The sequence below is a fragment of the Priestia sp. SIMBA_032 genome, assembly GCF_046535215.1.
Classification (GTDB): Bacteria; Bacillota; Bacilli; order Bacillales; family Bacillaceae_H; genus Priestia; species Priestia aryabhattai.
In genome coordinates this window covers 580,624-594,266 of record NZ_JAWRXD010000002.1, presented here as the reverse complement: position 1 = coordinate 594,266, position 13,643 = coordinate 580,624, and the positions used below count along the sequence as shown (strand labels likewise).

The 13,643-nt window shown below is 38.4% G+C and carries 14 protein-coding genes; 1 reads left to right on the top strand and 13 read right to left on the bottom strand.

Annotated elements, in window-relative coordinates; translation table 11 throughout:
* Positions 1–32 precede the first annotated feature (32 nt).
* The 9 genes from SB717_RS09040 to SB717_RS09000 form a co-directional block, all read right to left on the bottom strand.
* The gene (locus tag SB717_RS09040; protein WP_074677359.1) at positions 33–2,291 is read right to left on the bottom strand and encodes a penicillin-binding protein; all 2,259 of its coding nucleotides are present in this window, start codon (positions 2,289–2,291) and stop codon (positions 33–35) included.
* 5 nt (positions 2,292–2,296) lie between these two features.
* Complete coding sequence (gene ftsL, locus SB717_RS09035) at positions 2,297–2,656, bottom strand: cell division protein FtsL (protein ID WP_028410764.1); 360 nt, start codon at positions 2,654–2,656, stop codon at positions 2,297–2,299.
* A gap of 33 nt (positions 2,657–2,689) precedes the next feature.
* Entirely contained in the window at positions 2,690–3,625 is a 936-nt protein-coding gene (gene rsmH, locus SB717_RS09030) for a 16S rRNA (cytosine(1402)-N(4))-methyltransferase RsmH (RefSeq protein ID WP_028411477.1), read from the bottom strand.
* A 333-nt stretch (positions 3,626–3,958) separates the two neighbouring features.
* A complete protein-coding gene (gene bshC / locus SB717_RS09025; protein WP_410903595.1) occupies positions 3,959–5,584 on the bottom strand; it encodes a bacillithiol biosynthesis cysteine-adding enzyme BshC in 1,626 nt (541 codons plus the stop codon).
* 90 nt (positions 5,585–5,674) lie between these two features.
* Positions 5,675–6,058 carry a DUF3397 domain-containing protein gene (locus SB717_RS09020; RefSeq protein ID WP_013058968.1) on the bottom strand — a complete coding sequence of 128 codons (384 nt, stop codon included), beginning with the start codon at positions 6,056–6,058 and terminating at the stop codon, positions 5,675–5,677.
* 1 nt (position 6,059) lies between these two features.
* A complete protein-coding gene (locus tag SB717_RS09015) occupies positions 6,060–6,941 on the bottom strand; it encodes a 2-dehydropantoate 2-reductase (RefSeq protein WP_410903594.1) in 882 nt (293 codons plus the stop codon).
* A 158-nt stretch (positions 6,942–7,099) separates the two neighbouring features.
* Positions 7,100–8,641 (bottom strand): acyl-CoA carboxylase subunit beta, encoded by a 1,542-nt coding sequence (locus SB717_RS09010; RefSeq protein ID WP_410903593.1) that lies wholly within the window; start codon positions 8,639–8,641, stop codon positions 7,100–7,102.
* A 19-nt stretch (positions 8,642–8,660) separates the two neighbouring features.
* Positions 8,661–8,873: a biotin/lipoyl-containing protein gene (locus tag SB717_RS09005; protein ID WP_013058971.1), complete on the bottom strand. Its 213-nt coding sequence runs from the start codon at positions 8,871–8,873 to the stop codon at positions 8,661–8,663.
* Positions 8,870–10,222 carry an acetyl-CoA carboxylase biotin carboxylase subunit gene (locus SB717_RS09000; RefSeq protein ID WP_410903592.1) on the bottom strand — a complete coding sequence of 451 codons (1,353 nt, stop codon included), beginning with the start codon at positions 10,220–10,222 and terminating at the stop codon, positions 8,870–8,872. Before SB717_RS09000 ends, SB717_RS09005 begins: the two co-directional genes overlap by 4 nt.
* Before the next feature lie 313 nt (positions 10,223–10,535).
* On the opposite strand from SB717_RS09000, the gene SB717_RS08995 reads away from it, so the two are divergent.
* Positions 10,536–11,006 carry an N-acetyltransferase gene (locus SB717_RS08995; protein ID WP_013058973.1) on the top strand — a complete coding sequence of 157 codons (471 nt, stop codon included), beginning with the start codon at positions 10,536–10,538 and terminating at the stop codon, positions 11,004–11,006.
* 81 nt (positions 11,007–11,087) lie between these two features.
* Here SB717_RS08995 and SB717_RS08990 read toward each other — a convergent pair whose 3' ends face one another.
* The 4 genes from SB717_RS08990 to SB717_RS08975 all read right to left on the bottom strand — a co-directional run bounded on the left by SB717_RS08990 (position 11,088) and on the right by SB717_RS08975 (position 13,564).
* Positions 11,088–11,690: an RsfA family transcriptional regulator gene (locus SB717_RS08990; RefSeq protein WP_028411482.1), complete on the bottom strand. Its 603-nt coding sequence runs from the start codon at positions 11,688–11,690 to the stop codon at positions 11,088–11,090.
* A 178-nt stretch (positions 11,691–11,868) separates the two neighbouring features.
* Positions 11,869–12,636: an enoyl-CoA hydratase/isomerase family protein gene (locus tag SB717_RS08985; protein WP_071270919.1), complete on the bottom strand. Its 768-nt coding sequence runs from the start codon at positions 12,634–12,636 to the stop codon at positions 11,869–11,871.
* A 170-nt stretch (positions 12,637–12,806) separates the two neighbouring features.
* Positions 12,807–12,980, bottom strand: a complete 174-nt coding sequence (rpmF, locus tag SB717_RS08980; protein ID WP_013058976.1) for a 50S ribosomal protein L32 — start codon at positions 12,978–12,980, stop codon at positions 12,807–12,809.
* 65 nt (positions 12,981–13,045) lie between these two features.
* Positions 13,046–13,564 (bottom strand): YceD family protein, encoded by a 519-nt coding sequence (locus SB717_RS08975; protein WP_029715045.1) that lies wholly within the window; start codon positions 13,562–13,564, stop codon positions 13,046–13,048.
* Between the last annotated feature and the right edge of the window lie 79 nt (positions 13,565–13,643).

Here is a 13,643-nt window from a genome sequence, read left to right as displayed (position 1 = left end):
ATGCTTGTACAGGATTCACTAGAACTTATTTTCTAGTCAAGTTGCTTATCGTCTTTTTTACTGTCAGATTCACTTTTTTCCGTTTCTTTTAGCTTATTTAACGTGCTTGAAAATTCTTTAGGCGTTTCAAGTTCCACTTTCAGGTACGTTCCTGCTTTTAGCGGATCTCCTGCTTTAATACTTTGACTTACAACATAACCATTTTCAAGTGCGCTAGGTCGAACGTTGACAAATTCACTAAAACGAATAACGTCACGATGTGAAAAACCTGTTAGATCAGGCATTGTGGCTTTTCCGTTTGTCTTAATGAACACGCGTTGACCAGTAACAATGGTATCAGAAGTCGGTGATTGGCTTTCTACCGTATCTCCTTTACCTATTACAACAGGAACAAGCCCTTTTTGTTTTAAGTCTTTCACGGCACTATCAACTGATTCATTAACGTAAGATTTAAGCGTGATTTCTGAATCCACTTTCTTTTCTTTCGTTTCTTTTCCGTCTTCATCCGTTTTTTGAGGCTCCACTCCTAAATACTGCAGGCTATTTTTCATCACCGGATTAAATACAGCTGTAAGCGGCGCAGTACCCGTCTCTTGAGGCGTGAGAGTTGGATTTTTAACGGCTACATAGACAAGGAGCTTTGGATCCTTAGCAGGTGCAAAGCCCATAAAGGAAATGAAATTTTTCCCGTGTCCATGCAGGTAACCTCCGGTAGGCCCAGGAATTTGAGCTGTTCCCGTCTTTCCAGCGACATCGTATCCTTCAATCGCGTAAGGTTTCCCTGTTCCATCATCAGAAGAAACAACGGTTTCTAAAATACCTAGCGTTTCGTTCGCTGCTTTTTTAGAAATAGGCTGGCCTACTACGGTAGGTTTTGTTTTCTTAATCGTTTTCTTATTTGTTTCATCAACTACTTGTTTAATCACGTAAGGCTTCATCATTTTCCCGTCATTTGCAATCGCCGTAGCCGCTTGAATTTCTTGAATAGGCGTAAAAGCAGACGCCTGTCCAAACGCAGTGGTTACGCGGTCTCTCGGGTACTTCGTCACTAACTTGCTAGAAGCTTCATTTGGCAAGTCAATTCCTGTCTTATCCATAAAGCCAAACTTGTCCAAGTATTTATACAAACGGTCGGTACCTAATTTTTCGTTGGCTAAAATGGCAACTGCTACATTTGAAGACCTTTGAATTCCTTCATTAAATGTAATAGCTCCCCAGCCGACTCCGCCGTTGTGATCGTTAATCGGAACGCTGTTTTTCGTTACTTTATAAGATCCCGACTGATAGCGGTCTTCGCCGTTATAGACGCCTGCATCAATCGCGGCTGCTAGCGTAAAAATTTTCATCGTTGAACCAAGTTCATAGCTGTTTTCAACAAACGGATTACGATAAGAAGTGATATCACGAATATTCGGGTCAAATGAAGGTCGGTTTGACATCGCCAAAATTTCACCGGTTTTCGGATTCACTACTGTTGCCATTAGCTCTTCTGGTTTATATTCTTTAGCAGCAGCTGTCATCGCATCCTCTAAAAACGTTTGAATTTTTTCATCAATCGTAAGCGTAACGCTGTCTCCGTTTTTAGGAGCTACAATTGACTCTTTTGGATCCGGAAGCTTAATTCCATTTTTAGCAGCTTCGTATTTTACATATCCATCTTCTTCAGAAAGCTGCTTATCAAATACTTTTTCAATTCCCATTTTCCCTACGATTTTACCCGTATCATCTTTTTGCGCGTATCCTAAAATACTTGAGGCGAAGACACCGTTTGGATAGAAGCGCTTCGAATCGCGTAAAAACGTGATGCCCGGGAGATTTAGTTTCTCAATTTTTTGCTTTAGCACGTTATCAATATCACGTCCGCCTGGGCCAAGTTCGACTTGGAAGGTACCACGTTTAATTCCTCTCGTTAACATGCTTTCAATTTTCGATTCGTCCATATTTAATAATGGGGCTAATTTTTCAGCCGTTTTTTCTGGGTCTACCACATGTTGCGGGTGATCTTTGTCTTTTGTTTGTTTTTTATCTAAAATCGCCACAACCGTATAAGCACCCGTGTCTTGGGCGATTGCCTCTCCGTTTCGATCGTAAATCGTACCGCGCTGTCCTTCAATTTTAGACGTTCGCGTATGCTGTTTTTGTGCAATTTCGGCTAAAGCTTCTCCGTCTGCTTTGCCCGTCGCTTGGATGTAAAAGAACCTGATGGCTAATACAAAAAAGAGCAATGCAAATATTAAAATTAATATTGCTGCTCCTGTACTAATATTGCTATTTTTTCTTGGCGTAGTCATCGCAATTAATCGTTAACGACTTTTACGTTATTTTCATTCAATTTTAGTCCAAGTTCTTTTGCTTTTGTCCAAATACGATCGTATGCACTTAATTCTGTTACCTGTAATTTTAACTCATTGTTTTTTGCTTCTTGCTTGTCAATCTTTCCATCGAGTGATTGCACTTCCTCACTGATGCTATAAAGCGAAGATTGATTTGAAATGATTTGCACAGACCCAAACAGCATGAGTGCGACAAACCCAGAATACACAATCTTTTCACCAACCGTGATTTTTCTTTTTGTCTTTCGAACAACTTGACGTACCGTCTTTTGCTGCTTCTGCTGCTGATCTTGCTCTCTTACTTTGTATGCTGCATTGTTCATTCTCGTCCCCTCCTCTTTGATTAAACCCTTTTATTAGACTAATTTCTCAACAATTCGAAGCTTTGCCGAACGCGCTCGCTTATTTTCTTCTACCTCTTCTTCTGAAGGTAAAATAGGTTTTCTTGTAATGACTTTCATTTTAGGTTTAAATTCTTCTGGAATAACCGGCAGTCCATGCGGAAGCTGCGGAACCGTGCTTGCATTTTTAAACGCTACTTTACAAATTCGGTCTTCAAGTGAATGGAAGGTAATAACACTTACACGTCCACCTTTTTTGATCACATCCATAGCCTGTTCAATTGCATCTTCAAATACTTGAAGCTCATCATTTACAGCAATGCGAATAGCCTGGAAAATTCGTTTTGCCGGATGTCCGCCCGTTCGTCTAGCTGGCGCTGGAATACCATCTTTAATAAGATCAACCAGCTCTAGCGTTGTTTCAATTGGTTTAGACTCTCGATATGCCTCAATTTTGCGGGCAATTTGTTTCGAAAACTTTTCTTCTCCGTATTGGAAAAAGATTTTTACAAGTTTTTCATAAGGCCATTCATTTACTACGTTGTACGCAGAAAACTTTGAGTTTTGATCCATGCGCATATCAAGCGGGGCCTCATGATGAAAGCTGAACCCTCGCTCTGGTGTATCCAACTGAGGAGACGAGACGCCTAGGTCAAACAATACTCCATCTACTTCTTCAATTCCATGTTTCATTAGCTGCTCTTTTAAATAGCGAAAATTACTTTTGATTAGAATAACTCTGTCTAGATACGGGGCTAATTTTTCTTTTGCATTTTCAAGAGCAACATCGTCTTGATCAAACGCAATTAATTTCCCTTTTTCTGATAGCTGTTTTACGATATATTCACTATGACCTGCTCCGCCAAGCGTGCAGTCGACATATACTCCATCCGGCTTAATATTTAAGCCTTCCGCTGCTTCTTTGAGCAAAACAGTTGTGTGATTAAACATTATGACACCTACTTCTTTCTAAACTACTTAGTTATGTATACAAAAAGCAAAAAACGGTGTTTTTCTTTGATATATATACACGTTTATATTATATATCAAAGTTCAACATTATTTCAGCTATTTATATAAGAATTAAGTAGAATTTTGTCTTTTTGTCACAAATAGTGTCATTTTGTTAAAAGTAGGACATATTCGTAGAATAAAATGTAAGGAATATAAGGTTTTTTGTGTAATTAGAAATAAATACCTTATAAGGATTCAATTGGTTGACATTCACCTTGTAAACTTGTTCTCTTTTCCAAAATAAAAATCCTGCTTTTCAGCAGGATTTTATTAGACATAGCAGACTTTTAACTGGTGATTTAATTCGACTTCAGCACTTAGTAAATCTGACACAAATTGCATACCATAGCCATTTAAATAATACATAATATTCCACATGCGTTCTTGTGGAGCATTGTAGGGACGAAGAGCAAGTTCAATTTGAGCATATTTTGAATGCTTCACATCGTGCTTAATTAGCTGTTTGGATTCGACAATCTTTTGAATGGTTTCAAACTGCTTTTGAATAATCGCTCGATTTTTAAGCATGACTTCATCAAATGTTTTGTCTTCTTTTTGAATATTTTCACGAAGAGTTTTATGAATTTTTTCAAAATCTTCTTTCGCTTTTTCAAAATACATTTCGTACGGGTTGTGAACTTCTGTCTTAAGCCAGTGCTCCCTCTCTGCATCTACGCCTTCGTTCATTACGTTCGAAAGGTCTAACTGAAGTTCATCCATATACTTTTCGATATGTCTTTCTACGATTGCATAGGATAACCTCGGAACCACGGGAGGCATTTTAAAGCTAAATAAAGAAAATGCTTTTTCAAGCTCTGCCCAATACGCTACTTCCCCTGGACCTGCAATAAACGCAAGGGTAGGAAGTAAGTACTCCTGCATAAGGGGTCTAGTCACAACGTTATTACTAAGAAGCTCTGGCGTTTGTTTAGCAATTTGAACCAGCTCTTCTTTAGACAGCGCGAGTTCATTTTGCTTTCCAACAAACTGCTCTTGCTCTGCATCTCTTTCTAAAAGTACTCTGTTTTCGTTGTGTGAATAAAAGAGATGAGCCGTTTCTTCTCCTACTTCAATCATTCGTTTGTACTGTTTTTGAATCTCTGTTTGCTGTTCCATAACGGCTAACGATAATTTGTCATTTTGTTCAATTAACGTCACAAAGAAAGAAGATTCAATGCTGCGCACTTCTTTAGAAGCTGCATCCATTAAAATAAGACCTGACTCTGCAAACATTGTGGTAACCAAATGAGCAAAGAAATCGACATAGGTACGTGATTTATCCAACGCCTCTAAAACAAAGTGTAACACCTGATTTGTATGCGTCGTTTCGTTAAACGTTTGAAAAACATCACGAACCCAGCTTCTACAGGCTTCATGGTCTAGCTCGATTTGAGAAACCATTTGCTTTTTCTTTAAAGAATGCTTTAACGTTTTCTTTAAAAGCTGGTTTTTATGCTCTGTGTATACATGGTTGATCTCAGCAAAATCATGATCTTCTCCAGCAATCCAAAATACCGGAAGCACGGGCACGTTTAAAGCTTCCTCTTGTTGTTTAGCTAGCAGCACAATTGAAATCACTTTATGAATGGTGTACAAAGGACCGGTAAGCAGCCCCGCTTGCTGACCGCCAACGACTACTACGCTGCTAGGGTCTTTTAGCTTTTCAATATTTTCAATCGTCTTAGAAGATGCTCCGTAGCGCTTATTAAAATCAAGCAGATACTCAGCAAGCTGTTCTCTTGGATAAGACTGCTTTTGAACATCCGCTAAACGTTTTTCATATACGTCTTTTTCGTGTATATTATAATGAAAAAAGGAAAGTGCTTGCTTTTCACCTTTTATGTAATCGTTCGTTAGTTTGTTTCCCGCCTTTAAAGAGACGTCTGTAATCTCCATGAAAGAACTTCCTTTCTTTTCCTAATACTTATATTCTCTACATATAGCTTCATTATCCATAATGTAACTGCTCACGTCTAGTAACATGCTTTACAAAGAGGAAATACGAAAAGCGATTCCACCTATATTTAATACAATATGTGCAATAAGAAACAAAACGAAATTCATCCGAAAGAACCCTTTCGCAATAAGCTTCATTTCTAAGTCATGTTTGACTTTCCAATGTACAAACATCATAATCATTGCTACAACTAAAAGGACTAACGCAATCAACCACAAAAAAGAGTGCCCGAAAATTTCCACAGCTGCATAATGCACGGACAAAATAAGAAAAACCGTAGTAATGTACGTTGCTATGTGGACAGATTTCCTTTTATTTTTCGTCAGTTTGCGTAAAAGCATGTATAGAATAAAAAAACCGACGAGCGGCAGAGTGACAAACGTCGCAAAAACTCCAGCAATAAAACTTCCCATGTTACTCACCCTTTTCTTCTTCGATTCCTTTTATTGACCCATATAAAAAGTCAACAATAGGCGTCGACGTTCTTTTTTCAGCAGCTTGTGTTTGGATATAACCTAAGATAGCATCAATCTCGGTTTGCCGCCCCTCCTGTATATCTTTTAGCATAGAAGATTGATTTGTACTCGTGCGGGAACAAACCCCCAGCGCATTTTCCCAATAATTAAAAGCTGAATCTAATTTTAATACATCCGCAATCTCTTCAAACAATAGACGCATCGTTTTATAAAAATAGCTGTTGTGAATCAGCTGCCCATTTTTCACGCGATACAGCGCTGTAAGAGGATTGATGAGCGCATTTACAACTAATTTCTTCACCAGCATCGCATACCAATCTTTTTCAATCACCCAAGGAAAATTCATAATTGGCAAGATAGACTCCATTTCTCCTCTGTACGAAGCAATACGGGTTGCTCCTATTCCTGTATGATGGACGCTATCCATATTTGTACGCATTGCCCCGTGTTCAACTGTACCCAAATAAAGAGTAAGTTGCGGGAGGTTTTTGAGAATTTCAATATGGCTCATACCGTTTTGGATAAACAAAAGGGGAGTATGTATAGTAAGGGTTTTAATAAAAGGGATCATCTCTTTTAAATGATACTGTTTTACAGTAATAATGATTAAATCTGCTTCTTTTATGTTTTTTTCCAGAGGGATAGCACTGACTTTTTTCGTGTGATATTCCCCTTGTCTATGTAAGGTAATTCCATTTTCGTTAATACACTTTGCTTGAGCTTGTGTTTTCGTGTACAAGGTTACATCATAACAATCTGATAAATACGCGCTAAACAACAGACCTAATGATCCGCCTCCAATAATACCTATAGTTTTCATCGTATTTTTTGTTCCTCTTTCTATTATTGAGTTTCATTTTAGCAAAAAAATGCTTTGAATTAAATGCATTCTTTAAATTTTACCTATTCATATAGCCCGTGTGATTAAAAATCACCGGGCTTATTGTTAATTATTTAGAATGGTCCCGTTTCTTTCTATTATACGGGATACACCGGATGTTTACGACGGCTAAAGGTCACATACTTTGTTTCATATAATCGAAAGCGGTCAATTAAAGTTCGACGCAGTTCGTTAGCAGGAACGATGTCATCAATAATAAGTTCAGACGCCAGCGTATAGATATCGATGTGTTCTTTATACTCTTGCTGTTTCTGTTTAACAAACATAAACCGCTCTTTCGGATCTTCAATTTCATTAATTTTATTAGAATAGACGGCATTTACTGCAGCTTCAGGACCCATTACGGCAATTTGAGCAGTAGGCAATGCAAGGCAGCAATCCGGTTCAAAAGCTGGACCAGCCATAGCGTAAAGCCCTGCGCCATAAGCTTTGCGCATGACTACGGAAATTTTAGGAACTGTAGCTGAACTCATCGCTGCGATCAATTTTGCTCCATGTCTAATGATGCCTGCTCTTTCTACTTTGGTTCCAATCATAAATCCAGGTACGTCTGCTAAAAATAGCAAAGGAATATGGAAGGCATCGCACAGTTGAATAAATTTTGCGCCTTTATCTGCTGAATCTACAAACAGCACTCCTCCTTTGACCTTCGGCTGATTAGCAATAATCCCTACTACTTTTCCATCTATTCGTGCAAGCCCTGTTACCAGTTCGGCAGCAAACAGTTTTTTCACTTCAAAGAAGCTCCCTTCGTCAATAAGGGTATCAATTGCTTCATAGATATCAAATGGAACATTTTGATTCTCCGGAATGAGTTCTACTAACGCTTTTGTCTGCTTAGGCTCTTTAGCTTTTTGTACTTTAGGCTTCTCTTGATAGTTTTGTGGAAAGTAGGTTAAATAAGATTTGGCATACGAAATAGCTTCTTCTTCAGAATAAGCTAACACATCCCCGCACCCGCTAACGCTGCAGTGCATATGTGCTCCTCCCATTTCCTCTAGCGTAACCTTTTCTCCAATAACGGCTTCGGCCATACGCGGCGAGCCTAAGTACATAGAAGCATTTCCATCTACCATCACAACAATATCACAAAATGCAGGGATATAAGCCCCTCCAGCTGCTGACGGACCGAAAAGCAAACAAATTTGAGGAATGACGCCGGAAAGTTTTACTTGATTGTGAAAGATCCGTCCAGCTCCTCTGCGGTTTGGAAACATATCTAATTGATCCGTAATACGTGCTCCAGCAGAATCCACTAGGTACAGCAAAGGCACATGCAATTTTTCCGCTACTTCTTGAATCCGAATAATTTTCTCTACTGTTCTGGCCCCCCAAGACCCTGCTTTTACAGTAGAGTCATTAGCCATTACACAAATCGTTTCACCGTTTACTTTTCCAATTACGGTTACAACACCGTCTGCCGGCAACCCTTCGGCTTTATTATTTGCAAACATGCCGTCTTCTTCATATTTCCCGTCATCAAATAAAAGGGCTAGACGATCTCTTACAAAAAGCTTCTGTTGTTTTGCAAGTTTCTCTTTATACTTTTCCGCGTTGCCACGCTCTACTTTTTGACGATTTTCATCATATTTTTTCTGAGATTCACCTGTATGTATCATGATATCTCTCCTTTATGAGTTATGAAATAGTCACCAAAACGTCACCTTCGTTCACAAAGTCACCTACGGCTATATGGACAGTCTCTGCAATACCGGCTTGATCGCTTTCAATAGGAATTTCCATTTTCATAGATTCTAATACAACAACAACTTCTCCTTTAGCTACACTTGCACCTTGCTGAACAAACACATTAAATACCATGCCTGCCATTGTCGCTTTAATTTCACTCATTGCGGTGCTCCTCCTTTATTTAATACGGTTGATAATAACGATGTGTTATAGGCGCCTTTTTCATATAACTCTTCATTTAACAACTGCTTAAATAGAGGAATATTCGTTTTGATTCCCTCTACGACAGCTTCTGTAAAATATGATTTAGCTAGTTCAATTGCATTTGAACGTGTACGACCAGTAATGATAACTTTTGCAATCATTGGATCATAAAAAGGTGTAACCGCATTCATATTTCTGTAACCGCCATCTACTCGTGCATAAGTTCGTTCGGGTAATTGATAACCCGTAATTTTTCCGGGAGCCGGTAAAAAAGTAAACGGATCTTCTGCATAAATTCGAAATTCAATTGCGTAGTTATTAGCTGCTATTTCCTCTTGCACACGAGGAAGCTTCTCACCGCGAGCCGCTAAGATTTGCCACTTAACTAAATCGACTCCTGCAATTTGCTCGGTGATCGGATGCTCAACTTGAAGCCGCGTGTTCATTTCAAGAAAATAAAAATTTTCTTCTTCGTCCACGATAAACTCTACCGTACCTGCGTTATAATAGCCGATTGCTTTAGCCGCTTGAACGGCTTGATTTTGCATAGCTTGTCGCGTATTTTCTTTTAAAGAAAGCGCCGGGGCTTCTTCAATCACTTTTTGATTTCTTCTTTGTACAGAACAATCTCGTTCAAAAAGATGAACAATATTGCCATGCTGATCTCCAAACACCTGCACTTCGATATGTCTTGCGTTTGTGATAAGCCTTTCAATAAACATTCCTTCATGACCAAAATATGCTTTTGCTCTTGCTTTTGTTGAGGCATATACTTGTTTGACTGCTTCTTCGTTATCGCAGCGCACCATCCCAATTCCTCCGCCGCCTCCGCTCGCTTTTAACATAACTGGATATCCAATTACTCCCGCTACTTTACAAGCCTCTTCAACTGACGTCACATCGCCTTCGCTGCCGGGGACAACAGGTACACCTGCTTCTTTCATCGCAGCGCGGGCAGCAATTTTGTCGCCCATCATTGAAATGATTTCGGGAGAAGGACCGATAAAACAAAAACCTTCATCAATCGCTCTTTTAGCAAATGCACTATTTTCCGATAAAAATCCATATCCAGGGTGAATGGCGTCTACTTTTTCTTCATGACTAATTCGCAGCAGCTCTTCCACATTTAAATATGACTTTTGTACAGGAGGCTCTCCAATTCGACGTGCTTTTGTAGCCGCTTGAACATAAGGAAGTTCTGCATCTGCATCGGAATAGACAGCCACCGTTTCAATGCCCATTTGTTTGCATGTATGAATAATACGAAGAGCAATTTCTCCTCGATTTGCAATCAGTATTTTTTTCACCTTTCTCTCCCCTTTCCTCAAATTTCTACTTTCACCCATATAATTCTACAATAATTTTAAAACTCCTCTACAATTTTTGAAAACGCTTTCTATTTGAATTCTGCTTCCCTTTTGCTTCCTTTCTAAAAAATGATGCTTATAGTAATGTATTCTTCATATTTAACCGAAAGAATTCATTTTTCCTTATGCACATTGACTATTCGTTCACCAATCATAAAAACAGAATATTTTGTATTTTTGTTATATAATATTAGATGAACGAACTGGCTTGGTTCGTTCATCTAGCAAGGAGACATAACAAGGGGGATATGGGATGAATTACGAAGTAAAGCATTTAAAAATTAATTTTAAAACGCTAGAAGAGTTCAAGAAATTCAAAGAATATGGCATTCAGGAACTTTCAATGCTAGAAGAATTACATGCTAAGATTTCCGATAATGAAATAAATTCTCCTTTTTACGGCATTTATTTTGGAAATAGCTTAGTGGCTCGCATGAGTCTCTATAAGCGAAACAAACAGTACGATCAATATTTCGAGCCGCCTCAAACGTATATTGAAGTGTGGAAACTTGAAGTGCTCAGCGATTTTCAGCGCAAAGGATTAGGGCAAACGCTCGTTGAATATGCCAAGTCCTTTCAATTACCTATCAAAACAAGCCCGCGAGTAAAATCGAGTGATTTTTGGTCAAAAATGGGGTTCGTACCTGTAACGTATGATATCGATCGTGATTTGGGAGAAAACCCTCTTATTTGGCTACCAAACGGTGTGAGCGAACAAAAATAAACAGCTGATTTTCAGCTGTTTATTTTATATCTATGTGGTATATATAATCAACATGAAGTAGGGAGCATTCAAGCTATCGTTTTACTTTTGAACTTTTTCTAAGTTTAAATTTTTATCCACTTGAAATTTCACTTTTCTACTTTTTTCATCCTCTTTTAATACAACCATTTTACGAGCCCTCTCCATAATTTCAATAAGAGCTTTATAGTCATCTTCCACAATTAACAAGTTGTTTTGCAAAGCTTTTTTTTCTTTTTCCAAAATCGTTACTTTCTCTTGTAAACGTTCAATCTTTTGCTGCAGTTCTTCATTAGCTTCGAGAAGCTCCGACGAGTGTTTTTGCCCTTGATCTACATTTTCTAAATACTTAATTACCTCATTAAGCGAAATATGTTTCTCTGCTTCCATATATGATAAGCGTGCAGGCTGCTCGTCGTCTTTTGAAACAGTTCTTGCTTTTAATTCTTTTCTCTGTTTTTTCGCAAGGTCAATACCAGTCTTGTATTGTTTGCGCACAAAAGAATTCCAGCGGAAGCCACAAGCTGCTGATGTTCGTGTAAGTTTCTTCCCCACTTCTTCAAATGCAGCTAGCTGAGTGCCACCTTCACGTATATGACGCAGTACAATTTCTGCGAGTAATAAATCTTCATCATGAGTCCATGCATCTTGACGAGAAGAAGTCATTTTTCTATCCCTCCTTATCCGTACTTATTAAATGAATATGCACCTACTAGATAAGATAGACTATTGTTCCTCTTCTCAATCAAGAAAATCTTTCATATACTTTGAAGCAAAATGGGAAACCCGTGATTCTTTCATCTTTCGCTTATTAACTATATTGCTATGGAAATGCAGTTCATAACTATGTTTTTTTAACGATGACCTTTTGAACCGCTTCTTCATGTTCAGGAGACTCCCACAAAATCGAACAGCGATGAATTTCTTGTTCCATTCGATTCCAAACCCGGCTTTGCTCCCATTTTTCAATAGCGATTTCTTTGTAAGCTTGCAATACTTGGGTCGATTTATGAGTGATAGGCGCTAACCACTCCTCACACCTCATAGTTAGCTCTTTAAAGGACGTGACATAGGAAAGAAACCCAATTTGCTTTGCTCGTTCTACTCCATACAGCTGAGCACTGTAGATCATTTCCATCGCTTCTTGATAACGCAGCTTTTCCAGAAGAATGGTTCCTCCTCCCCAGCCTGTTGTAATTCCTAAATTCCCTTGAATAAAGCCCATTTCGCTATGTGTTGCACTTATACGGAAATCACATGCAATCGCAAGCTCACATCCTCCCCCAACCGATGTTCCATTCAAAAGAGCAACTGTTGGTTTTGGGAGCGTTAAGATCTCATAAAGAATTTTCCCCATTTTCGTTAACATTTGAGACGCCTCTTTCGAAGTTTTTAGCTCATGAAATACGCTTAAATCTCCTCCACTGCAAAATGCGTCTGAACCAGCACCTGTAATTACAAAAGCTTTTACTAACTGATTATGTTTCACATAATCTACAGCTTGCTGCAGTTCATTCATCACATCATAATCAATAGCATTACGCTTTTCAGGACGATTAATCACAAATGTAGCAATGCCTTGGCTTGTAGTGAACAGCTCGCTTTTTTTCATGCTTTTTCCTCCTTATAGACAAGGTATGAATCCTTTTATAACAGTAATTGTTTATTTAAAAAGAGTTCTTGTTCTATAAGAAAAATCCTTCTCTTCCAAAGGGCAGGGAAGGAAAAAAGGCAAAAAAAAATAAAAGACCCTTTAAAAGGGTCTTTTATTTAAATAAGCAATTATTTGCTTACTACGTCATTTCCTTTGTAAGTACCACAAGCTTTACATACGCGGTGTGATAGTTTCATTTCACCACAATTTGGGCACTCTACCATACCAGGAACTTGTAATTTAAAGTGCGTACGACGCGTTCTTTTCTTCATTTTAGATGTTCTTCTAAAAGGTACAGCCATTATTCCCACCTCCTTAAAAGAATTTTAAAATCATATGAAGGCCCGAAAGCCGGATCTTCGCATTTTTATTTCTTTTTGTCTTTAAAGAAATTTTCGAGTACGGCTAAGCGGGGATCTACTTTTTCCTGCTGTTCTTCTTCGGTAACAACTTCCCAATCTTTTCCTGACTTTGGAGCTGCTCCTGCCGCTTGCTGATTTTCACTAAATACCTGCAGAGGAATTTCAACAATAATTAACTCTTGAATCAAAGGTTGTAAATCAACCGTTTCTCCCTCTACAACACGTACTTCAGCATCTTCTTCATAATCAGCATTCACATTCAATAAAAACGTTTCGGTTGCGTTAATTTCAAACGGATACGGAACGTCAACTAATGTACGAGCACAAGGTAACGTCATTTCTCCTGAAATTTTAAGGTGAAACGTTACTTTCGAAGAGCTAATGTCGGCTCTTCCTTTCACGTTTACATCTGACATTCTACGAATTTGAGGATCAGCATTCATAAACTCCTTGCCGTCAATCACTTCGTCAAATGTTAGACCTTTATTTTGCAACTGATACAATTGATGTATTGTCCATTTCATTGTTAATCACCTCAAGGCAACAAAGGTTATTATAGCTTTCACAAGATTATTTGTCAATATTTTTTCTTTACACTATAAT

Bases quoted from the DNA above. Each gene is read 5' to 3' on its own strand.
- SB717_RS09040 (WP_074677359.1), bottom strand. From the start codon at position 2,291: ATGACTACGCCAAGAAAAAATAGCAATATTAGTACAGGAGCAGCAATA.
- ftsL (WP_028410764.1), bottom strand. From the start codon at position 2,656: ATGAACAATGCAGCATACAAAGTAAGAGAGCAAGATCAGCAGCAGAAG.
- rsmH (WP_028411477.1), bottom strand. From the start codon at position 3,625: ATGTTTAATCACACAACTGTTTTGCTCAAAGAAGCAGCGGAAGGCTTA.
- bshC (WP_410903595.1), bottom strand. From the start codon at position 5,584: ATGGAGATTACAGACGTCTCTTTAAAGGCGGGAAACAAACTAACGAAC.
- SB717_RS09020 (WP_013058968.1), bottom strand. From the start codon at position 6,058: ATGGGAAGTTTTATTGCTGGAGTTTTTGCGACGTTTGTCACTCTGCCG.
- SB717_RS09015 (WP_410903594.1), bottom strand. From the start codon at position 6,941: ATGAAAACTATAGGTATTATTGGAGGCGGATCATTAGGTCTGTTGTTT.
- SB717_RS09010 (WP_410903593.1), bottom strand. From the start codon at position 8,641: ATGATACATACAGGTGAATCTCAGAAAAAATATGATGAAAATCGTCAA.
- SB717_RS09005 (WP_013058971.1), bottom strand. From the start codon at position 8,873: ATGAGTGAAATTAAAGCGACAATGGCAGGCATGGTATTTAATGTGTTT.
- SB717_RS08995 (WP_013058973.1), top strand. From the start codon at position 10,536: ATGAATTACGAAGTAAAGCATTTAAAAATTAATTTTAAAACGCTAGAA.
- SB717_RS08990 (WP_028411482.1), bottom strand. From the start codon at position 11,690: ATGACTTCTTCTCGTCAAGATGCATGGACTCATGATGAAGATTTATTA.
- SB717_RS08985 (WP_071270919.1), bottom strand. From the start codon at position 12,636: ATGAAAAAAAGCGAGCTGTTCACTACAAGCCAAGGCATTGCTACATTT.
- rpmF (WP_013058976.1), bottom strand. From the start codon at position 12,980: ATGGCTGTACCTTTTAGAAGAACATCTAAAATGAAGAAAAGAACGCGT.
- SB717_RS08975 (WP_029715045.1), bottom strand. From the start codon at position 13,564: ATGAAATGGACAATACATCAATTGTATCAGTTGCAAAATAAAGGTCTA.